At 64.3% G+C, this 22,050-nt stretch carries 12 protein-coding genes and 3 tRNA genes; 10 read left to right on the forward strand and 5 right to left on the reverse strand.

Features of this window, described 5'->3' with window-relative positions:
• Positions 1-76: 76 nt before the first annotated feature.
• The 7 genes from clpX (at position 77) to AC0IYS_RS15025 (ending at position 7,138) form a co-directional block, all read left to right on the forward strand.
• The gene (gene clpX / locus AC0IYS_RS14995) at positions 77-1,345 is read left to right on the forward strand and encodes an ATP-dependent Clp protease ATP-binding subunit ClpX (RefSeq protein WP_315393403.1); all 1,269 of its coding nucleotides are present in this window, start codon (positions 77-79) and stop codon (positions 1,343-1,345) included.
• 274 nt (positions 1,346-1,619) lie between these two features.
• Complete coding sequence (lon, locus tag AC0IYS_RS15000) at positions 1,620-4,031, forward strand: endopeptidase La (protein ID WP_471705892.1); 2,412 nt, start codon at positions 1,620-1,622, stop codon at positions 4,029-4,031.
• Between the two features lie 212 nt (positions 4,032-4,243).
• The gene (locus tag AC0IYS_RS15005) at positions 4,244-4,516 is read left to right on the forward strand and encodes an HU family DNA-binding protein (RefSeq protein WP_090319067.1); all 273 of its coding nucleotides are present in this window, start codon (positions 4,244-4,246) and stop codon (positions 4,514-4,516) included.
• A 60-nt stretch (positions 4,517-4,576) separates the two neighbouring features.
• Positions 4,577-4,652: transfer RNA gene (locus AC0IYS_RS15010), tRNA-Val, on the forward strand.
• A 44-nt stretch (positions 4,653-4,696) separates the two neighbouring features.
• Positions 4,697-4,773 (forward strand) — tRNA-Asp (locus AC0IYS_RS15015).
• 40 nt (positions 4,774-4,813) lie between these two features.
• Positions 4,814-4,890 (forward strand) — tRNA-Asp (locus tag AC0IYS_RS15020).
• 337 nt (positions 4,891-5,227) lie between these two features.
• A complete protein-coding gene (locus AC0IYS_RS15025) occupies positions 5,228-7,138 on the forward strand; it encodes a SurA N-terminal domain-containing protein (protein WP_471705893.1) in 1,911 nt (636 codons plus the stop codon).
• Positions 7,139-7,332: 194 nt separating this feature from the next.
• Here the strand turns inward: AC0IYS_RS15025 and AC0IYS_RS15030 are convergent, their stop codons facing one another.
• The 3 genes from AC0IYS_RS15030 to AC0IYS_RS15040 form a co-directional block, all read right to left on the reverse strand.
• Positions 7,333-9,831, reverse strand: a complete 2,499-nt coding sequence (locus AC0IYS_RS15030) for a TonB-dependent receptor plug domain-containing protein (RefSeq protein ID WP_471705894.1) — start codon at positions 9,829-9,831, stop codon at positions 7,333-7,335.
• Positions 9,832-10,129: 298 nt separating this feature from the next.
• On the reverse strand, positions 10,130-11,191 hold the full coding sequence (mnmH, locus tag AC0IYS_RS15035) for a tRNA 2-selenouridine(34) synthase MnmH (protein WP_471705896.1): 1,062 nt from the start codon (positions 11,189-11,191) through the stop codon (positions 10,130-10,132).
• Entirely contained in the window at positions 11,188-11,850 is a 663-nt protein-coding gene (locus AC0IYS_RS15040) for an arylesterase (RefSeq protein WP_471705897.1), read from the reverse strand. Before AC0IYS_RS15040 ends, mnmH begins: the two co-directional genes overlap by 4 nt.
• A gap of 31 nt (positions 11,851-11,881) precedes the next feature.
• Here AC0IYS_RS15040 and AC0IYS_RS15045 point away from each other — a divergent pair, with 31 nt between their 5' ends.
• Positions 11,882-12,622, forward strand: coding sequence for an ABC transporter ATP-binding protein (locus AC0IYS_RS15045; RefSeq protein ID WP_471708877.1), 741 nt, complete (start codon positions 11,882-11,884; stop codon positions 12,620-12,622).
• Between the two features lie 5 nt (positions 12,623-12,627).
• Here AC0IYS_RS15045 and AC0IYS_RS15050 read toward each other — a convergent pair whose 3' ends face one another.
• On the reverse strand, positions 12,628-14,178 hold the full coding sequence (locus tag AC0IYS_RS15050) for an NAD(P)H-hydrate dehydratase (RefSeq protein WP_471705898.1): 1,551 nt from the start codon (positions 14,176-14,178) through the stop codon (positions 12,628-12,630).
• A gap of 106 nt (positions 14,179-14,284) precedes the next feature.
• Between AC0IYS_RS15050 and AC0IYS_RS15055 the strand changes: the two genes are divergently transcribed.
• The gene (locus AC0IYS_RS15055) at positions 14,285-17,893 is read left to right on the forward strand and encodes a hydantoinase B/oxoprolinase family protein (protein WP_471705899.1); all 3,609 of its coding nucleotides are present in this window, start codon (positions 14,285-14,287) and stop codon (positions 17,891-17,893) included.
• Complete coding sequence (locus tag AC0IYS_RS15060) at positions 17,877-19,949, forward strand: hybrid sensor histidine kinase/response regulator (protein WP_471705900.1); 2,073 nt, start codon at positions 17,877-17,879, stop codon at positions 19,947-19,949. Before AC0IYS_RS15055 ends, AC0IYS_RS15060 begins: the two co-directional genes overlap by 17 nt.
• 333 nt (positions 19,950-20,282) lie before the next feature.
• Here AC0IYS_RS15060 and AC0IYS_RS15065 read toward each other — a convergent pair whose 3' ends face one another.
• A complete protein-coding gene (locus AC0IYS_RS15065; RefSeq protein WP_471705901.1) occupies positions 20,283-21,923 on the reverse strand; it encodes a response regulator in 1,641 nt (546 codons plus the stop codon).
• Positions 21,924-22,050 lie beyond the last annotated feature (127 nt).

Genomic DNA, 22,050 nt, shown 5'->3' on the forward strand with positions numbered 1-22,050 from the left:
TGGTAGGCGGACTTTTCCGGAACGCCACGCACGCTGCAACAGCAAAGCCATTCTGTAACTCAAAGAAAACTGCCCCATGTCAGACAAAAAATCCTCCAGCGGCGAAAAATTACTGTACTGCTCGTTTTGCGGCAAGAGCCAGCACGAGGTAAAGAAACTCATCGCCGGCCCGTCGGTCTTCATCTGCGACGAGTGTATTGACCTGTGCAATGACATCATCCGCGACGAGACCTCCGCGATCGAATCCGTCGCCGGTGCCAAGTCGGACCTGCCGACCCCGCATGAAATCAAGGACTTGCTGGACCAGTACGTCATCGGCCAGCAAACCGCCAAGCGCATCCTGTCGGTGGCCGTGTACAACCACTACAAGCGTCTGAAGCACCTGGGCAAGAAAGACGACATCGAACTGGCCAAGAGCAACATCTTGCTGGTCGGTCCGACCGGCTCGGGCAAGACCCTGCTGGCGCAGACCCTGGCGCGCATGCTGAACGTGCCGTTCGTCATCGCCGACGCCACCACGTTGACCGAAGCGGGCTATGTGGGCGAAGATGTTGAGAATATCATCCAGAAACTGTTGCAGAGCTGCAACTATGACGTTGAGAAAGCGCAACGCGGCATCGTCTATATCGATGAGATCGACAAGATCTCGCGCAAGTCCGACAACCCGTCCATCACGCGCGACGTGTCGGGCGAGGGCGTGCAGCAGGCGCTGTTGAAGCTGATCGAGGGCACGATGGCGTCGGTGCCGCCACAAGGCGGGCGCAAGCATCCTAACCAGGACTTCGTGCAGATCGACACCACCAACATCATGTTCATCTGCGGCGGCGCGTTCGACGGCCTGGCCAAGGTCATCGCCAACCGTTCGGAAAAGTCCGGCATCGGCTTCTCGGCCAGCGTCAAGAGCAAGAAGGAACGCAACGCCAGCGAAGTGCTGTTGGAAGCGGAACCGGAAGACCTGATCAAGTTCGGCCTGATTCCGGAATTGGTCGGCCGCCTGCCGGTCGTCGCCACCCTGTCGGAACTGACCGAAGAGGCGCTGATCCAGATCCTGATCGAGCCGAAGAACGCGCTGGTCAAACAGTACTCGAAGCTGCTGGACATGGAAGGCGCCGAGCTGGAGATTCGTCCGGCCGCGCTGCACGCCATCGCCAAGAAAGCGCTGGCGCGCAAGACCGGCGCGCGCGGCCTGCGTTCGATCCTGGAACACGCTTTGCTGGACACGATGTACGAGCTGCCAAATGAAACCAATGTCACCAAAGTGGTGATCGATGAGAATACGATCACCAGTGGCGCGAAACCTTTATTGATTTACCAGGACCAGGCCAAAGCCTCTGGTGAGAATTAAATAACTTGTGCACACTTGCCGCACGCCGACGCAAAATTCATTTCGCATCCGTGGGGCAAGGCGGTACAATTTAAATCAATAAAAGAGCAGGCTTCATTCGAAAAGCCACACGTGACAGCCGCTGTCGCGCGTGGCTTTTTTATTGGATGGTTCTTTTAGAATGGGCTGGCTACATTGAAAAGACTCTTTTTAAGAGAATTATTTCTGTCGTCCGGTCTTGTGATTCGGCATATCAGCGCCCACATCATAATCACGCTTTCACATAAGGTACGCCATGACAACTTCCAAATTAACAGAGCAAACTCAACTGCCGTTATTGCCCCTGCGGGACGTTGTAGTTTTCCCGCATATGGTGATACCGCTGTTCGTAGGTCGCCCGAAATCGATCAAGGCGCTGGAAGCCGCAATGGAGCAGGGCAAGAGCATCATGCTTGCCGCGCAAAAAGCTGCGGCCAAGGACGAACCTTCTGCGTCCGATATCTATGAGATCGGCTGCGTGGCCAATATTCTGCAAATGCTGAAGCTGCCCGACGGTACCGTGAAGGTGCTGGTCGAGGGCTCGCAGCGCGCGCGCATCAACCGCATCACCGACGCGCCGACGCACTTCGTTGCCGACCTGACGCCGCTCGATTCCGAGCTGGGCGACGATTCGGAAATCGAAGCGATGCGCCGCGCCATCGTTCAGCAGTTCGACCAGTACGTCAAACTGAACAAAAAGATCCCGCCTGAAATCCTCGCTTCGCTGTCGGGCATCGACGACGCCGGCCGCCTGGCCGACACCGTCGCCGCGCACCTGCCGCTGAAGCTCGAGCAGAAACAGGTGATCCTGGAAATCTTCAGCGTCGCCAAGCGTCTGGAACATCTGCTGGGCCAACTGGAAGGCGAACTCGACATTCTGCAGGTCGAGAAGCGCATCCGTGGCCGCGTCAAGCGCCAGATGGAAAAATCGCAGCGCGAGTACTACCTGAACGAGCAAGTCAAGGCCATCCAGAAGGAACTGGGCGAGGGCGAGGACGGCGCCGACCTGGACGAGCTGGAGAAAAAGGTCGCGCTGGCCAAGATGCCGAAAGAGGCATTGGACAAGGCCACCGCCGAACTCAAAAAACTCAAACTGATGTCGCCGATGTCGGCCGAAGCCACTGTCGTGCGCAACTACATCGACACCCTGGTCAGCCTGCCTTGGAAGAAAAAATCCAAGGTCAACAACGACCTGACCAACGCTGAAAAAGTGCTCGAGGGCGATCACTACGGCCTGGATAAGGTTAAAGAACGCATCCTGGAATATCTTGCAGTGCAACAGCGCGTCGACAAACTGAAAGCGCCGATCCTGTGCTTCGTCGGTCCTCCTGGTGTGGGTAAAACCTCGCTGGGCCAGTCGATCGCCCGCGCCACGAACCGCAAGTTCGTGCGCATGGCGCTCGGCGGCGTGCGCGACGAGGCCGAGATCCGCGGCCACCGCCGTACCTACATCGGCTCGATGCCGGGCAAGGTGCTGCAGTCGCTGGCGAAAGTCGGCGTGCGCAATCCGCTGTTCCTGCTGGACGAGATCGACAAGATGGGCGCGGACTTCCGCGGCGATCCGTCGTCGGCCCTGCTCGAGGTGCTGGACCCTGAACAGAACCACACGTTCTCGGACCACTACATCGAAGTCGACTTCGATCTGTCCGACGTGATGTTCGTGGCGACGTCGAACTCGTACAACATCCCGCCGGCGCTGCTGGACCGCATGGAAGTCATCCGCCTGTCCGGTTACACGGAAGACGAGAAGACCAGCATCGCCCAGCGCTACCTGTTGCCTAAGCAGATCAAGAACAACGGTCTGAAGGAAGACGAGATCGCCGTCAGCGAAGCCGCCTTGCGCGACATCATTCGCTATTACACCCGCGAAGCCGGCGTACGTTCGCTGGAACGCGAAGTGTCGAAGATCTGCCGCAAGGTCGTCAAGATGCTGCTGCTGAAGAAGTCGGAGAAGAAAGTCGCCGTCACGCCGAAAAACCTGGACAAGTTCCTGGGCGTGCGCCGCTACGACTTCGGCGTCGCGGAGAAAGAGAATCAGATCGGTCAGGTCGTCGGTCTGGCATGGACCGAAGTGGGCGGCGATCTGCTGACCATCGAGGCGGTGCAGATGCCGGGCAAGGGCGGCGTGATCCGCACGGGTACGTTGGGCGACGTGATGAAAGAGTCGATCGAAGCGGCCCGCACCGTGGTGCGCAGCCGTGCCAACCGCCTCGGCATCAAGAACGAAGTGTTCGAGAAGAGCGACATCCACATCCACGTGCCGGAAGGCGCGACGCCGAAGGACGGTCCTTCGGCCGGCGCGGCGATGACGGTGGCGATGGTGTCGGTATTCACGGGCATTCCGGTGCGCGCCGACGTGGCCATGACGGGCGAGATTACGCTGCGCGGCGAAGTGTTGCCGATCGGCGGCCTCAAAGAGAAGCTGCTGGCGGCCCAGCGCGGTGGCATCAAGACCGTGCTGATCCCGGAGCAGAACGTCAAGGACCTGGCCGACATCCCGGACAATGTCAAAAACAAACTGGAAATCGTGCCGGTGCGTTGGATCGACAAAGTGCTGGAAATCGCGCTGGAACGCCTGCCGGATCCGTTGACGGAAACCGCGCCGGTGGAAGCGGTGGCCGCTGCGGCCGCCAAAGCCGACGGCCAAACAGAAGTGGTAAAACACTAACTTTTGTTCAGCATTAGTATCTGGTATTGCAAAAACAGGCGCTTTTATAGCGCCTGTTTTTTATTTTGGCCCACTTTTCTACAGTGCAGCGCTTGACACGACACGGGGCTGGCTTGTTTAATACGGCCTGAGATTTTTCTCGGCCGGCGCTGCGGTTTTAAATACCGGAGTTTAGCGGCTAAACGATATAACCTTTGTGACGGGGAATTGCTTTGAATAAGACTGAATTGATCGACCATATTGCCACTTCCGCTGACATCTCGAAAGCTGCCGCTGCGCGCGCGCTGGACGCGGTGATCGACGGCGTGACCACGACCCTGCAAAACAACGACAGCGTGACCCTGGTCGGCTTTGGTACCTTCTCCGTGAGCGAACGCGCTGCCCGTACCGGCCGCAATCCGCGCACCAAGGAAGAGATCACCATCGAAGCAGCAAAAGTTCCTAAATTTAAAGCTGGCAAAGCTTTGAAAGATGCTGTAAACTAACGGACTTCGGTGAGCGGCTCATGTAAATGCGTGGCTCACTAGATGAAAAAGCGGCAAAACGGGCGGTTAGCTCAGTTGGTAGAGCGGAGCCCTTACAAGGCTTAGGTCGGGAGTTCGAGCCTCTCACCGCCCACCAGTTTTGCGGCAGTAGCAGTAAAGTGTTGTACCCAGTGTTTTGTTGGAGCGGTAGTTCAGTTGGTTAGAATACCGGCCTGTCACGCCGGGGGTCGCGGGTTCGAGTCCCGTCCGCTCCGCCAACAAAATGCTAATGAGTTTGAGTAATACGCAAGACCCAAAGGAGCGGTAGTTCAGTTGGTTAGAATACCGGCCTGTCACGCCGGGGGTCGCGGGTTCGAGTCCCGTCCGCTCCGCCAAGAACAAGATACCCCGCAGCTTATAATGAGCTGCGGGGTTTTTCTTTTGTGCGCCGGGTTTATTCGGCCACCCCAACTTGAATATCGCAACGCCGGCTTTATATTAGCCGCATCGTGCGCATATATTAACTTTGTGGTGAATATGTTCACGTCCCCGCTCCGGCCCGGAGCGGGGCGAGCGGTGGCGCTGTTGCGGCTCGCCCGGGAGGTGCCGTTCTGTCATGATTTACCCTTGCTATAGAGGGTGCCTCACTGTAAAATCCGCCAACCGGAATTGGCGAACGCGAGTTCGCCTTTTTTGTATGTGCAAGTTCCACTCAATCCGAATTGGCTGACCATGTTTGAATTTATTCGTACCCATCAACGCTTGATGCAGATTCTCCTGGCGATCATCATCGTACCTTCGTTCGCGTTAGTCGGTCTCGAGGGCTACAAAGGCTTCGGCGATGACGCCACCACGATCGCCAAAGTCGCCGGTCAACCGGTGAGCCAGCAAGAGTTCGACAACGCGCTGCGCAACCAGCTCGACAGCTATCGCCAGCGCATGGGCGAGCAGTTCGACCAGAAGATGTTCGACACGCCTGAATTCAAGCAAAACCTGCTCGACCAGCTGATCGCCGAACGCGCGATCGCCGCCGAAGTGACGCGCGCGAACCTGAGCGTCAGCGACGTCCAGCTGCAAAAGGCCATCACCGAGCTGTTCGGCGGTCCGGGCACCTTCGACATGGAGCGCTACAAGCAGATCCTGGCATCCCAGGGCCTGACCCCGGCCATGAACGACGCCCGCATGCGCCGCGACCTGGCCCTGCAGCAGCTGGCCGGCTCGGTGCAAAGCACCGGTTTCGCCCCGCGCACCGTCGCCAAGACGTTGTCCGACATTGGCGCGCAGGAACGCGAAGTGCAGGAACTGCTGCTGCCGGTCGCCGATTTCGTGCCGCAGGTCAAAGTCACCGACGCGATGGTCAAGGCCTACTACGACAAGAACGGCAAGTTCTTCGAAGTGCCTGAACAGGCCAAGATCGAATACGTGGTCCTCAACAGCGACGCCGTGATGAGCCAGATCGCCGTCACCGACACCGAAGTCGCCACCTACTACAACGCCAACCAGGCCGCTTTCACGACGCCGGAAACGCGCCGCGCCGCGCACGTGTTGATCGGCCTGAAGAAGGGCGCCAGCGCCGCCGAGACCGCCGCCGCCAAGGCCAAGGCCGACGCCATCGTCGCCGAATTGCGCAAGAACCCGGCCGACTTCGCCAAGGTCGCCAAGGCCAAGTCGGAAGATCCGGTCTCGGCCGAGCAGGGCGGCGATCTGGACATCGTCACCAAGGGCGTGCTGCCGGCGCCGGTCGAAGCTGCCGTCATGAAGCTCAAGCAGGGCGAGATCAGCGACGCGGTGCAATCGGAGTTCGGCTTCCACGTGCTGACCGTCAGCGCGCTGACCCCGGCCGTCGTCAAGCCGCTCGACGCGGTCAAGACCGAGGTGGCCGAGGCGCTGAAAAAGCAGAAAGCCGCCAAGAAGTATTCGGAAATGGCTGAGGCGTTCACCAACACCGTCTACGAGCAGTCCGACAGCCTGAAACCGGTCGCCGACAAGCTGGGCCTGAAAATCGAAAGCGCCGCCAACGTCTCGCGCAATCCATCGCCGATGGCCGGCCCGGCGCCGTACAACAACGCCAAGTTCCTGGCCGCGCTGTTCTCGAACGACTCGATCAGCAGCAAGCGCAACACCGAAGCGGTGGAAGCCGCGCCGAGCACCTTGATCGCCGGTCGCATTGTCGAATTCAAGCCTGCGTCGAAGCGTCCGTTGGCCGAAGTCGATGCCGCAATCCGTCAGCGCGTGACGATGGAAGAAGCCGGCAAGCTGGCCACCAAGGCCGGTGCCGACAAACTGGCGGCCTTCAAGAAATCGGGCGACGCCGCCGGCTTCGGCGCGGCCAAGCTGGTCTCGCGCGCCAAGGCCGAAGGCATCAACGGCCTGGCCATGCAGGAAGTCATGAAAGCCGACACCAGCAAGCTGCCGGCCTACGTCGGCGTGGACGTGCCGGGCATGGGCTACGGCATCTACCGCATCGGCAAGGTGCAGCAGCCTGCCGAGCAGGACGCCGAGCGCCGCAAATCGGAAGCCGAGCAGATCAACAGCATCGTCGCGCAGCAAGAGATGTACGAATACATCCAGTTGCTCAAGCAGCGCGCCAAGGTCAAGATCCTCAAGCCGATCCAGACTGCGGTGGTCACCGAAGTGAAATAAGCCTGAGCTAGCAAGACAAAAAAAGCCCCGAACGCCAAAAACGTTCGGGGCTTTTTCATTAGCCAAAGCATGAATTAACGAGGTGACACGTAGGGCGGATTAGCGAAGCGTAATCCGCCTAGCTCCGCCGGTAGCCCATGCCGCAGACGGCCCAGCCCGTGTAGAAATGGTGGACCTGACCCCGGAGTGCCAGATCAGAAGGTGTAACCGACCCGCGCGTAGTAGTAGCCACCATTGATGCCGATCGGCGAGAACGATGGATACTGCGTTACCGCCGCCGTGTTCAGCGCCGCGCGCGCCGCCGCCACATACGCCTGGTTGACCTTGTCCGGATACTTGTTGAACAGGTTGTTGGCGCCGGCCGACACCGTCACCGCTTTCGTTACCCGGTACGATACCTCCAGGTCCGTCGTGAACAAGGTGTCGATCTTGGTCTCGAAGTAGGTGACGTTGTTGAGCGAGCTATAGCCCGACGACGGCCCGTAAATCGATTCCCGCAGATTGACGGTCCAGTCTCCCTTCTTCCACAGCCCGCCCAGGTTGATGCGCACCTTCGGCGACGAGTTCTCCAGGGACGCGATGGCCGACTGGTCGAGCAAACGCTGCGGCAGCAACTGCGACGGCGCCTGGTTGACCTTGGTCACCGTGACCTTGTTGTAGTTGGCCGCCGCCGACCAGTCCACCCGGCCCAGGTCGCCGAAATTGCTGCCGTACGACAGCACCGCCTCGATGCCCTTGTTGCGGGTGTTGGCCGCGTTCGAGAACACGCTGATGCCGGTGCGCGTGACGGTCGGGTCGAGGATGTTGCCGTTGGCGCGGATGGCGGCCACCACGGCCGGCGAATTGACCGTGTTGCCCGAGCCGAACAAGGTGCCGCTGCCGACGATGCGGTCGTGGATGCTGATGCTGTAGGCGTCCACCGTCACGGTGGCTTTGGGCACCGGATGGAACACCATGCCCAGGCTGTAGTTCTGCGACTTTTCTGGTTTTAAGCCATTGATGCCCACCAGCGCGGCGGCCGGCGAGTTCGGCGCGAGCTGCACCGAGGCCTGCGTCGGCGAGACGTTGGTGGCCGAGTAGTACTGCTCGGCCATGGTCGGCGCGCGGAAGCCGTTGCTGACCGTGCCGCGCAGCGCGAACGCCGGCGTGAAGTCGTAGCGGGCCGTGAACTTGCCCACGCGCGCGCTGCCGAAGTCGCTGTAGTCCTCGAAGCGGGCGGCGACGTCGATCTTCAGGTTGGCGACCGGCGAACCGGCAACGTCGATGTAGACCGATTTGTTGTTGCGGTCATGCTTGCCCGCGTCGGTCAGCGAGAAGCCGGGATACGATTGCGAGCCTTCCTTGTAGCGCGAGGCGGCGTCGCCGGCGCCGATCTCGTAACCGTCGCGGCGGTACTCGACGCCGCCGGCCACCGACAGCGGAGAGGCCCAGCCGACGGCGAATTCGCGGTTGACCTCCAGCGAGGTGGTCCACTGGGTGGCGGTGAACGTGCCCGCATGGAACAAGGTCGGCGAGGCGCCGGTGTCGTTGAACAGCGAGATGTTGCCGGAGTTTTTGACGCCGATCTTGGCCTCGTCCTTGCCGTAGGTGCTGCTCAGGTCCCAGTTCCAGCCGGCCAGCTCGCCCTTGGCGCCGCCGGTGAAGCCGTAGTCGGTCTCGTCCAGCGTCTGTTTGGGATTGAAGCCGTTCGGGTACATGCGCGGAATGCGGTTCGGCACGCGGTAGTTCTGGAACGAGTCGGCTTCCTTCTTGCCGTAGGTGGCGATGGTGTAGAGCTCGGTGCCGCCCAGGTCGACGCCGCCGTTCAGCGACAGCAGGTTGAGATGGTAGGCGGCGTCGCCGGAAATCTTGTTGGCGTACGGGTAGCCGTCGGCCTGGGTCAAGGTCGGCATCGACGCCAGGTTGGCCGCGTTGGTCACGCGCGGATCGATGTCCGAGCGCATGCTGTGGCCGTGGTACTTGGTTTCGCCGGTCAGGTTCAGGTAGCTGTTGGCGCTCGGCTCGAAGCCGATGTTGAAGCTGGCGTCGCCGGTCTTGCCGCCCTCGTCGAAGTAGCGGCCGGCGGTGCCCGTCAGCGAGCCGCCCGAGCTGTCCTTTTTGAGGATGATGTTGATCACGCCGGCGATCGCGTCGGTGCCGTACTGGGCGGCGGCGCCGTCCTGCAGCACCTCGATGTGGTCGATAGCGGCCACCGGGATGAAGTTCAGATCGGTGGCGGCGCCGCCCTGGAACGGGCCGGCCAGCACGGCCAGGTTGGCGGTGGTGTGGCGGCGCTTGCCGTTGACCAGCACCAGCGTGTTGTTCGGGCTCAGGCCGCGCAGGCGGGCCGACAGGGTCATGTTGGCGGTGTCGCCGCCGAAGGCCTGGGCGGTGAAGGAGGGCAGGTTCTGCGCCAGCGCCTGGATCAGGTCGGGCTGGCCGGTGCGTTCCAGCGAGCCGGAATCGAGCACCTGGATCGGCGATGCGCTGTCGACGGCCTTCAGGCCGCCCCGGCGGGTGCCGGTGACGATGACGGCGGAGATGTTGTCGCCGGCGGCGGCGGGGGCTGGCGCTGCGGCTTCTGCAGCCTCGGCGGCAGCGATAACGTCGGCGTCGGCGTCGGCGGCCATGACGTTCGCGGTCGCGCCGGCGGTCAGTGCCAGCAGTACGGCCTGGGTCAACAGGCGTTTTTTCGTGTGCATCGGATGCTTCATTGGTGCCGCTCCTTCAGGTTTAAAAATTTAGGCGCAAGTGTCCCCAGACCCCGTCGCGGGGTTTTCTTTTGGGTTCGTGGTTGTGGGGCGCCGGCATGAAACTGGCGTAAGGGACAATTACCTTATCGCAAGATGTGTGCCAAGATAGCAAACTGAAAGCTGCGTAAGCACTTTAGCGGATTGGCGGGGCGGCCGCCCGGGAGGAGGATTTTTTGTGCAGAAATCCGCATGCGCCGCTTTGTAACAAAGTTGTTACAAGCGGCGTTGGGGGATGCACTGTTTTGGTGTGGCGTGGCGGTTACTGCGTCGTGGCGATCAAATTCGCCGCCGCCTTGTCGAAGGCGGTTGTGTCGATATCGTCAAGCTCAAGCACTGTGGCCTCGCCGAATTTGACGAAGTTGCGGTCGATCGAGCGCAAATATGCCGGGTCGTAGTGCCGCTCCAGCAATTCCTCGACCAGCGGCGCCATTTTTCCGCCATCGGACATGGATTGCCAGCGGTTGATCGTCTCGCGCCCGTGCAGCGCCGTCAGATGTTCCAGCTGCTCGTTCAGCGACGCCGGACTGACCAGGAAATGCTGGTAATCCTCCATCAGCAAGCGTACGCGATTGGCGCGCGACAACGTCAGCGAGATGCAGTCCGACGCCCGCATCGTCTCCATCAGCGCCGTCGGCACGCGCAGGTTGCCGACCTTCTTGCTCTCCGATTCCACAAACACGGGCAGCGCCGGGTCGAAGCGGCGCACGGTATCCCAGATGGCGGTCTCGAAGGCCTTCTGGCTCGGCTGCGGCTGGCTGGGCAGGTTGCCCAGCACCGAGCCCCGGTGCGCGGCCAGCTGTTCCAGGTCCAGCACTTGCGCGCCATGCGCGTGCAACACCTCCAGCAAACGGCTCTTGCCGCTGCCCGTGGTCCCGCACACGACCTTGAAGCGCAGCGGCGGCGCCACTTCCAGCGCGGCGTTGACGTGCGCGCGGAAGGCCTTGTAGCCGCCGTCGAGCTGCACCACCGGCCAGCCGACCTTGGCCAGGATGTGCGCCATCGAGCCGCTGCGGTTGCCGCCGCGCCAGCAATAGACCAGCGGCCGCCATTCGCGCGGCTTGTCGAGCCATAGCCGCTCGAGGTGGTTGGCGATATTGGCCGCCACCAGCGCCGCGCCGACTTTCTTGGCCTCGAAGGAGTTGATTTGCTTGTACATGGTGCCGACGCGGATGCGTTGCTCGTCGTCGAGCACCGGCGCGTTGATGGCGCCGGGCAGGTGGTCGAGCGCGTATTCGGACGGGCTGCGCGCGTCGATGATGGCGTCGAAACTGCTCAATTGATGCAGCACCTCGTCGATGCCGAGAATTTCCGGATACTTCATTTTGCCTTGATGGTTTTTTGCAGCACCGGCCAGATATTGGCCAGGATGATCGGGTGGGCCTGGGCCAGCGGGTGCAGCCGGTCGGGCTGGAACAGCTGGGTCTTGTCGGCGACGCCTTCGAGCATGAAGGGCACCAGCGGCGCCTTGAATTCCTTGCTCAACTTGCCATACATGGCGAAGAATTGCTCTGAATAGTCGCGTCCGTAGTTGGGCGGGATGCGCATGCCGACCAGCATGACCTTGGCGCCGGCCTTGGTGGCGGCCTCGTTCATGGCGCGCAGGTTGGCTTCGGCGGCCTTGACCGGCAGCCCGCGCAGCCCGTCGTTGGCGCCCAGTTCGATGACGACCAGCGCCGGTTTGTACTTGGCCAGCAGGGCCGGCAGGCGGGTGCGGCCGCCGCTGGTGGTCTCGCCGCTGACGCTGGCGTTGACCAGCACGGCGTCGATGTTCTCGTCCTTGAGCTTTTTCTCGGCCAGCGCCACCCAGCCTGCGCCGCGCGCCAGGCCGTATTCGGCCGACAGGCTGTCCCCGAGCACAAGCACGGTTTTTGGTGCAGAATAGGCGCTCGCCGCTGCCGACAACATGAGCAGGGCGGCCAGTGCGTGTACACTTAGTTTCTTCGATAAATCTGTTACCAACTTACTCAATACATTTCGCATGCCCGATTTCCCTAAAGCGTCTTCCAATTTCGTGCCGGATGGTCCCGGCGGCGGTGGTTATAACACGGCGGGCACGGCGCCCGCCGCGCAGCCGGCCTCGCTGCTCGCTAGTCCCGCCATCGCCGTCAGCGGCCTGGCCAAGCGGGTCGCCGATGCCAGTGGCGAACTGACGATTTTGCACGAGGTGGATTTTACCGTGCAAAAAGCCGAGACGCTTGCCATTGTAGGCGCTTCCGGATCGGGCAAGTCCACTTTGCTCGGTTTGCTGGCCGGCCTGGATACCCCGAGTTCCGGCAAGGTGGTGCTCGACGGCGTGGACATCTACGCGCTCGACGAGGACGGCCGCGCCGCGCTGCGCAAGGAAAAGCTGGGCTTCGTGTTCCAGTCGTTCCAGTTGCTGGCGCATTTGACGGCGGTCGAAAATGTCATGTTGCCATTGGAATTGAGCGGCGCCACGCATGCGCGCGAAAAGGCCGAGGCGATGCTGGACCGGGTTGGCCTTGGCAGCCGCTTGAAGCACTATCCCAAGTACCTGTCCGGCGGCGAGCAGCAGCGGGTGGCGCTGGCGCGCGCGTTCGTCACCGAGCCGCCGCTGTTGTTCGCCGACGAGCCGACCGGCAGCCTGGACGCGGCCACCGGCGAGTCGGTCATCAAGTTGATGTTCGAATTGAACCGCCAGCATGGTTCGACCTTGGTGTTGGTCACCCACGACCAGTCGATGGCCGCGCGTTGCGGCCGCACCATCACCATCGCCGCCGGGCGCTTGGTGTGACGGGGTTACCTGCCGTGGTGCTGCACCATCCGGTTCAACGCCACGCGGATCGCCGGTATCAATTCGCCGGCGGTGAGGCCGATCGGCCCGGCGCCGTCGGCCACCAGCACATCGGCCGCCATGCCGTGCAGCCAGGCCGCGCCCAGCGCCGCCTCCCACTGCGGCCAGCCCTGCGCCATCAAACTACCGCATAAACCGGCCAACACATCGCCGGTTCCGGCTGTCGCCAGCGCCGGATTGCCGGTCGTATTGATGACCACCGCGCCGGTGGGCGCCGCGATCACCGTCCCCGAGCCTTTCAACACCACCACCGCGTTCAACGCCGCCGCCAGCTTGCGCGCCGCCAGCACCCGGTCGGCCTGCACCTCTCCAACGGAACACTCCAGCAACCGCGCCGCCTCCAGCGGATGCGGCGTCAGCACGGCCGGGTGCTTGCGCTGGCCCAGCGCCGCGCGCAACGGTGGCGTGGCCGCGATCAGATTGAGCGCGTCGGCATCGGCCAGCAAGGCGCCGTCGCAGGCGATGGCGCGCGCCAGCAAATCGGCCGCCGCCGACGACGCCCCCAGCCCGGGCCCGATCACCAGGGTGGCTGTCTCCAGATCGAAATCTTCCGCGCCACGGCACATCAACTCCGGCTGGCCGGCGTCGCAGGGCAGCGGCTCGCCGACAAACAAGGCGTACACCCGGCCGGCGCCACTGTGCAGCGCCGCGCGCGCGGCCAGCAACGGCGCGCCGGCCATGCCGCGCGCGCCGCCGATCACCGCCACGTTGCCGTAGCTGCCTTTGTGCGAATTGTGCTGGCGCGGGCGCAGGTGGCGCGCGAACAGCTTGACGTCGTTCACATGCATGCTGGCCGGCGGGAACAGGGCGGCATCGATTTCCAGCCGCGAGACATCCACCAGGCCGGCATAATCGCGGCCCTCGGCGGTGTGCAGGCCCGGCTTGTCGGCGATGAAGGTGATCGTGTGCGTGGCGCGCACGGCCACGCCGTCCGGCCCGACGATGGCGCCGGTGTCGGCGTCCAGGCCGCTGGGCACGTCCAGCGCCAGCACCTGGCACTTGAGCAGGTTGACCGCGTCCACCAGCGCCCGCATCGCGCCGCTCAGCGGCCGTTTCAGGCCGATGCCGAACAAGCCGTCGACCACCAGGTTCCAGTCGGTGCCGGCCACCAGCGCCTCGGCGCCGCCGGCCGTTTCCGCCGCCTCGGCGGAACCATCGGTATCGGTGACATCGGCAAAGCGCACGTCGCTCACGCGCGCCCGTTGCAGCGCGGCCTGGCGCTCGACCGAAGGTTCGCCGGTGGGCGGGTAGTGCAGCACGGTGACGTTGGCGCCGGCGTGGGCCAGGTGCGCGGCCGCCTCCAGCGCGTCGCCGCCGTTATTGCCGGGACCGGCAAGCACCAGCACCCTGGCATGGTTGGTGGAGAACGGCAGCATGTCGAGCGCCGCGTTGGCGCCGGACTGGCCGGCGCGCTGCATCAGCGCGCCGTCGGGGAGTACCGCTGCCGCGGCGTGTTCGATGGCGCGGATTTCGGCCACGGAGTAGAGTCTATTCATGCTGTTATCTTAGCATCAAAATTTGTCCTGCACCGCAGGAACGACGCTTCCACCCGTGCCGCCCACACACTACAATAGGCGCTTCACTTGGCGTTTTGAGGCATGCATGGATTGGCAATTCTGGATCGACCGCGGCGGCACGTTCACCGACATCGTGGCGCGTCCGCCCGATGGCCGCCTGCGCACGTTGAAGTTGTTGTCCGAGAATCCGGAACACTACGCCGACGCCGCCATTGCCGGCATCCGCCAGATGATGGACATTGCAAAAGGCAAGCCTATCCCCGTGGCGCAGATCGGCGCCGTCAAGATGGGCACCACGGTGGCCACCAACGCGCTGCTCGAGCGCAAGGGCGAGCCGACCGCGCTGGCCGTCACGCGCGGCTTCCGCGACGCGCTGCGCATCGCCTACCAGAACCGTCCGCGCCTGTTCGACCGCCACATCGTGCTGCCGGAACTGCTGTATCAACACGTGATCGAGATCGACGAGCGCGTCGGCGCCCATGGCGACATCGTCACCGCGCTCGACCTCGACGCCGCCCGCGCCGGCCTGCAAGCGGCCTACGACCAGGGCCTGCGCTCGCTGGCGGTGGTGTTCATGCACGGCTACCGTTACCACGAGCACGAACACCAGGTGGCCGAGGCGGCGCGCGCGATCGGTTTTACGCAGGTGTCGGTGTCGCACGAGGCGAGCCCGATGATGAAGCTGGTCGCGCGCGGCGACACCACCGTTGTCGACGCCTATCTGTCGCCCATCCTGCGCCGTTACGTCGACCAGGTGGCCGGCGAGATGCCGGGCGTGAACCTGCAGTTCATGCAGTCGAGCGGCGGCCTGACCGACGCGCGCGCCTTCCAGGGCAAGGACAGCATCCTCAGCGGCCCGGCCGGCGGCATCGTCGGCATGGTGCGCGCCAGCCAGCTGGCCGGTTTCGACAAGGTGATCGGCTTCGACATGGGCGGCACCTCGACCGACGTGTCGCATTACTCGGGCGAGTTCGAGCGCGTGTTCGACACCCAGGTGGCCGGCGTGCGCATGCGCGCGCCGATGATGAGCATCCACACGGTGGCCGCCGGCGGCGGCTCGATCCTGCATTTCGACGGCAGCCGCTACCGCGTCGGCCCGGACAGCGCCGGCGCCAAGCCCGGCCCGGCCAGCTACCGGCGCGGCGGGCCGCTGGCGGTCACCGACTGCAACGTCATGCTCGGCAAAATCCAGCCGCAGCATTTTCCGCAGCTGTTCGGCGCCGACGGCCGCCAGGCGCTCGACGCCGACACGGTGCGCGCCGGTTTCGGCGAACTGGCGGCGCAGATCACCGCCACCACCGGCCTGGAGACGAGCGCCGAGCAGGTGGCCGAGGGCTTTATCGAGATCGCCGTCGGCAACATGGCCAACGCCATCAAGCAGATCTCGGTGCAGCGCGGCCACGACGTGACCGACTACACGCTCACCAGCTTTGGCGGCGCCGGCGGGCAGCACGCCTGCCTGGTGGCCGACGCGCTGGGCATGAAGACGGTGTTCGTCCATTCGCTGGCCGGCGTGATGTCGGCCTACGGCATGGGCCTGGCCGACCAGACCGCGATGCGCGAGGCGGCCGTCGAGGCGCGCCTGACGGAGCAATCGCAACCCGGGCTGGCCGCGCGCCTGGACGCGCTGGGCGAGCAGGCCCGCGCCGAGCTGCACCGCCAGGGCGTGGCCGACGAGCGCATCGCCCTGATCCGCCGCGCGCACCTGCGCTACGAAGGCACCGATTCGGCGCTGATCGTGCTGTTCGATACCAACGACAGCATGCAGGCCCAGTTCGAAGCGGCCTACCGCAAGCGCTATTCTTTCCTGATGGAGGCCAAGGCGCTGATCGTCGAGGCGGTGTCGGTGGAGGCGGTCGGCAAGTCGGACGCGCCGGCCGAGCATGTCGAAGCGGCGCCGCGCCGCGCCGCCGGCCTGGCGCCGGACGCCATCGTGCCGATGTACTCGGGCGGGCGCTGGCGCCAGACCAGCCTGTACCAGCGTTCGGCCACCCGCATCGGCGACATCGTCAACGGCCCGGCCATCATCGCCGAGGCCAACGCCACCACCATCGTCGAGCCGGGCTGGCAGGCCGAGGTCTCGCCGCACGACCACCTGGTGCTGCGGCGCGTGGCGGCGCTGCCGGAACGGCGCGCCATCGGCACCAGCGCCGATCCGGTGATGCTGGAGATCTTCAACAACCTGTTCATGTCGATCGCCGAGCAGATGGGGCTGCGGCTGCAGAACACCGCGTACTCGGTCAACATCAAGGAGCGGCTCGACTTCAGCTGCGCCATCTTCGACGCCGACGGCAACCTGATCGCCAACGCGCCGCACATGCCGGTGCACCTGGGCTCGATGGGCGAGAGCATCAAAACGGTCATGCGCGAGAACGCGGGCAAGATGCGCGCCGGCGACGTCTTCATGCTCAACGATCCGTACAACGGCGGCACCCACCTGCCCGACGTCACCGTGATCTCGCCGGTGTTCGACCAGGCGGGGCGCGACATCCTGTTCTATGTCGGCTCGCGCGGCCACCACGCCGACATCGGCGGCACCACGCCCGGCTCGATGCCGCCGGACTCGCGGATCATCGAGGAAGAGGGCGTGTTGATCAATAATTTCAAATTGGTCGACGGCGCCGATGGCGGCCGCCTGCGCGACGCCGAAACGCGCGCCCTGCTGGCCGGCGCCCGCTACCCGGCCCGCAATCCGGACCAGAACATGGCCGACCTGCGCGCGCAGGTGGCCGCCAACCAAAAGGGCGTCGACGAGCTGCGCAAGATGGTCGCGCACTTCGGCCTGGACGTGGTGCAAGCTTACATGGGCCACGTGCAGGACAACGCCGAGGAGGCGGTGCGCCGCGTGATCGGCTCGCTCAAGGACGGCGCCTACACGCTGCCGCTCGATAACGGCGCGCAGATCCAGGTGGCGGTGCGGGTCGACCAGGCCAGCCGCAGCGCCGAGATCGATTTCGCCGGCACCTCGGCCCAGCTGGACAACAACTTCAACGCGCCGTCGGCGGTGTGCATGGCGGCGGTGCTGTACGTGTTCCGCACCCTGGTCAACGACGAGATCCCGCTCAACGCCGGCTGCCTCAAGCCGCTGAAGGTGATCATCCCGCCGGGCTCCATGCTCAATCCGCATTATCCGGCGTCTGTCGTCTCGGGCAACGTCGAGACCTCGACCTGCATCACCAACGCCTTGTACGGCGCGCTGGGCGTGATGGCGGCGGCGCAAGGCACGATGAACAATTTCACCTTCGGCAACGCCAAATACCAGTACTACGAAACCATCAGCGGCGGCTCCGGCGCCGGGCCGGGCTTCGACGGCACCAGCGTGGTGCAGACCAATATGACCAACTCGCGCCTGACCGATCCCGAGATCCTCGAGTTCCGCTTCCCGGTGCGGCTGGACAGCTACGAAATCCGCGACGGCAGCGGTGGCGCCGGGCGCTGGCGCGGCGGCGACGGCGGCGTGCGCAAGGTGCGCTTCCTCGAGCCGATGACGGCGGCCATCCTGTCGAACAACCGCATCCACGCGCCGTTCGGCATGGCAGGCGGCGCACCGGGCGCGCTCGGGCGCAACACCGTGCTGCGCGCCGACGGCGGCGTCGAGCGGCTGGGCCACATCGGCAAGGTCGACATGCATGCCGGCGACCTGTTCGTGATCGAAACGCCGGGCGGCGGCGGCTATGGTGAACCGCTTGACTGACGCGCGCGACAGCCCCGTCAGCTCGCCCGGGTTCGCGCCCGGCGGCGTGATGGCCGCACGCGTGGCCGCGCACGACTGGGGCGCCACGCCGCTGGGGCCGATCGAAGGCTGGCCGCCGGCGTTGCGCATCACCGCCAACCTGGTACTGGCCTCCCATTTCCCGTCCTGTCTGGTGTGGGGCGAGCACAAGGTCATGATCTACAACGACGCCTTTTGCCCGATCCTGGGCCGGAAGCCGGACGCGCTGGGGCGCTCGTTCCAGCAGGTGTGGGAAGAGGTGTGGGACAGCCTGGACCCGATCTGGGCGCTGACCAGGCAGGGCCGCTCGACCTTCATCGAAGACTATCCGCTGGTGGTCAACCGCAGCGGCGCCAGCGAGCAGGCCTATTTCACATTTTGCTACAGCCCCGTTTTCGACGAGCACGGCCACATTGTCGGCATGCTCGACACCGTCATCGAAACCACCGAAAAAGTCCAGGCCATGCGCGAGGCCGCCCGCTTCTCGGTCGCGCTGGAGGACGAGCTGAACGCGCTGACGCAGGACCGCGACCGCATCTGGCAGCTCTCGAGCGATCTGATGCTGTTGCTGGATGCCGACGACGCGGTGGCGGCCGTCAACCCGGCGTTCACGCGCACCCTGGGCTGGAAGGAGGGCGAGCTGTCGGGCCGCCCGTTCATCACGCTGGTGCATCCCGCCGAGCGCGATCAGGTCGCCGCGCGCGTGGCGTTGATACGGGCGGCGGCCGCCTCGTCGCGTCTGGAGATCCAGCTGCGCCACAAGGACGGCCATTTCGTCTACATCGTCTGGACCAGCGCCCTCAACGGCAACTATCTGCTCGGCATCGGCCGCGACAGCACCGCCGAGCGCGCGGCCGCCGCCGTGCTCAAGCGCACCGAGGCCGCCCTGCAGCACGCGCAGAAAATGGAGGCGATCGGCAAGCTGACCGGCGGCGTCGCCCACGACTTCAATAATCTGCTGCAGATCATCTCCGGCAACCTGCAGTTGCTGTCGGCGGTGCTGGGCGCCGGCCACGGCGCGCTGCGCTATGTCGAGCGGGCGCTGACCGGCGTCACGCGCGGCGCCAAGCTGGCCAGCTATCTGCTGGCGTTCAGCCGGCGCCAAGCCCTCGAGCCGGAGGTGGCCAGGATCGACGGCCTGCTCGCCGGGATGGACGACATGCTGCGCCGCACGCTCGACGGCCAGGTCGACATCGAAACGCGCATCGGCGACGGCTTGTGGCTCACCTTCGTCGACACCGCGCAACTGGAAAACGCCGTGCTCAACCTGTGCATCAACGCGCGCGACGCCATGGACGGCAGCGGCAAGCTGACCATCGTGATCGACAACGCGGTGCTCGACGACGACTATGCCCGCGCCCACGTCGAGGTGGCGGCGGGCGAGTATGTGATGATCGCCGTCGGCGACACCGGCAGCGGCATGCCGCCCGAGGTGCTGCAACGGGCCTTCGATCCCTTCTTTTCCACCAAGGCCGAGGGCAAGGGCACCGGGCTGGGGCTGTCGATGGTGTTCGGCTTCGTCAAGCAATCGGGCGGCCATGTCAGCATCGCCAGCGAGGTCGGCGCCGGTACCACGGTGCGGCTGTATCTGCCGCGCTGCCCGGAAGCCGCAGCCGAGGCCGCGCCGGCGGCGGGGGAGGTCGAGGGCGAGCCGACGCTGGCCGGCGGCGGCGAGACCGTGCTGGTGGTCGAGGACAACGACGCGGTGCGCGACATCGCCGTCGAGATGCTGGGCGAACTGGGTTACACGGTGCTGGAGGCCCCCGACGCCGTCGGCGCAATGGAGATCGTCGACAGCGGCGTGCCGATCGACCTGCTGTTCACCGACGTCATCATGCCGGGGCCGCTGCGCAGTCCGGAACTGGCGCGCCGCGCCCGCAGCAAATTGCCCGGGCTGGCGGTGCTGTTCACCTCCGGCTACGCCGAAAACGCCATCGTCCACGACGGTCGGCTCGATCCGGGCCTGGAGTTGCTGGGCAAACCGTACACGCGCCAGTCGCTGGCGCGCAAGATCCGCCAGGTGCTCGACCGGCGTTGATGTCAGGCCGGCGTCGCGCCGCATTCACGCAGGCAGGGGGCGGTCGCCGGGCGCGTCAGGCGATACCGCGGGCACCACGATGCGATACCACCGATTCGCCGCTTGTTGACGGGGCGACAAGGGACGTAACCTGCGCTTTTGATTGGTTAACGGGGGGATAGAGTGCGAACGCTCATCAGGATTCTGCGCGAGGGCAAATCGCCGAATGCGGCGGTATTTTCCGCTTTCGTGCTCTGCGGACTATATTTTGTCTCGTGGTTTCTGATCACCCATTGGTCCAACTTCCCTGGAACGATGATTTTCTATCGCTAGGCGCGCGCCGCCCCGGCGGCGTCACGCCGTGGTGGCGATACCGTACTTGCGTTGGGTGTGATAGTACTGCGCCTGCAGCGCCTCCAGCGACGGATGGGCCGGGTCGATCTTGCGCATGCGCTCGAGCAGCCAGGCGCATTGCTCGGCCAGCGGCACTTCCCAGCCCAGATCGTCCAACTGCTTCAACATCGCCGAGGCCGCCGCCGGCAACAGCGACATGTTGGCCGGCGCCTTGCGCAGGCCGGCGTTGAGCGTGTCGACGGCGCCGCGCAGGTCGCCCTGGCCGCGCATCGCGGCCGCGTCGGACAGCAATTCGCCAACCTGCATCTTGATCTGTTCGCCCATGCCCTCTGCCAGGTCGTGGCGGCCGGCTTGTTCAAACACCTGCACGGCGTCGTCCATCGTCACGCCGCTGTCGGTATCGTTCATCAGGTTGAGCATGACGTTCGACGCCTGCTGGTCGAGTTTAATATTCAGGCAGCTGTGCACAAGGCCGATCTTCAGCCCGGTCGACAGGCCGCGCGCGCTTTCGATGGCGTTGACCGCAGTCGTCAGCTCGGTCGCGGCGCCCACCAGGTTGCCCGTCATTTCCTGCACCATGCCGGCGGCGATGGCGCGGCAGGCCTCGGTGTTGGCGTTGCCGCGCAGTGAGCGCTCCATGTCGCGGATCACGCCGCTGGCCTGGTTGGCGTCGCCCTTCTTGACCAGCGTCTTGACCAGCTTGACGTGGTCCTCGGGGTCGCGGAACTCCGAGTACTTGGCCTTGGCGACGACCTGCTTGAAGGCCTTCTCGGCCACGCCGACGTCGCCCGTCTCCAGCGCCACCTCGCCCAGGTGGCGCAGCCGGCGCACCATGTTGGGGGAGATGCCGACCGCGTCCTCCAGCACCTTCTTGGCCGACTCCTGCTGGCCCAGCGCCTCGTGGGTGCGCGCCAGCAGATCGTAGGCGGCCATGAACTTCGGATGCTCCTCCAGCAGGTTGACCAGCGTTTGCTGCGCCTCGACGAATTTCTGCAAGCCGAACTGGCAGCGCGCCATGCCCAAGTGGGCCCAGGCGGTGGGGCGGGTCATCAGGATGGTTTGATAGACGAATTCGGCCTCCACCAGGTCGTCGATCGACACCAGCAGCTCGGCGCGCAGCCGGGCGTAATCGTTGGCGTAGCGGGGATGCTTGTCCTCGCCTTCCTTGCAACTGGTGATGGCCTTGCGGATGCTGCCGGCGGCAAGCTGCTGGTACACCGGCCAGAACACCTCGCGCCGGTCGACGGCGCGGCCGATGCGCTGGAGCAGCGAATCGACGGTGAATGGCTTGAGGATGTAATCGGTCGGCGCCAGCTCGACGGCGCCGATGACCTTGCTGTAGACGCCCTCGGAGGTGAGCATGATGAAGATGGTCCACTGCGCGATCAGCTTGTGGTGGCGCAGGTCTTCGAGCAGTTGCTGGCCGTCCTGGCCATTGGCTTCGCCGCTGCCGTTGCCCAGGTCGTACTCGCACAGCACGATGTCGTATGGCTTTTTGGACAACTGCCGGATCGCGGTGCCGGAACTGACCGCATATTCGATCTTGGTGATCGACGATTGGTTCAGCATATTGTGCAGGCTGCCGCGCATACCCGGGTTCGGGTCGACGATGAGCACCGACAAATCGCTATATTCCGCCATGATGAAACCCCTGCTTATAGTGGGTCAAGCATACCCCAAGGCAAGTAAAAATGTTACAGAAACCCGGTGTTTGGCCAGGAAACAGGAAGTTTTCTGGGGCAAAGGGGCCTTGAATGTTGCTTCGGAG

The sequence above is a fragment of the Duganella sp. AC237 genome (assembly GCF_979254035.1).

Bases quoted from the DNA above. Each gene is read 5' to 3' on its own strand.
- clpX (WP_315393403.1), top strand. From the start codon at position 77: ATGTCAGACAAAAAATCCTCCAGCGGCGAAAAATTACTGTACTGCTCG.
- lon (WP_471705892.1), top strand. From the start codon at position 1,620: ATGACAACTTCCAAATTAACAGAGCAAACTCAACTGCCGTTATTGCCC.
- AC0IYS_RS15025 (WP_471705893.1), top strand. From the start codon at position 5,228: ATGTTTGAATTTATTCGTACCCATCAACGCTTGATGCAGATTCTCCTG.
- AC0IYS_RS15030 (WP_471705894.1), bottom strand. From the start codon at position 9,831: ATGAAGCATCCGATGCACACGAAAAAACGCCTGTTGACCCAGGCCGTA.
- mnmH (WP_471705896.1), bottom strand. From the start codon at position 11,191: ATGAAGTATCCGGAAATTCTCGGCATCGACGAGGTGCTGCATCAATTG.
- AC0IYS_RS15040 (WP_471705897.1), bottom strand. From the start codon at position 11,850: ATGCGAAATGTATTGAGTAAGTTGGTAACAGATTTATCGAAGAAACTA.
- AC0IYS_RS15050 (WP_471705898.1), bottom strand. From the start codon at position 14,178: ATGAATAGACTCTACTCCGTGGCCGAAATCCGCGCCATCGAACACGCC.
- AC0IYS_RS15055 (WP_471705899.1), top strand. From the start codon at position 14,285: ATGGATTGGCAATTCTGGATCGACCGCGGCGGCACGTTCACCGACATC.
- AC0IYS_RS15065 (WP_471705901.1), bottom strand. From the start codon at position 21,923: ATGGCGGAATATAGCGATTTGTCGGTGCTCATCGTCGACCCGAACCCG.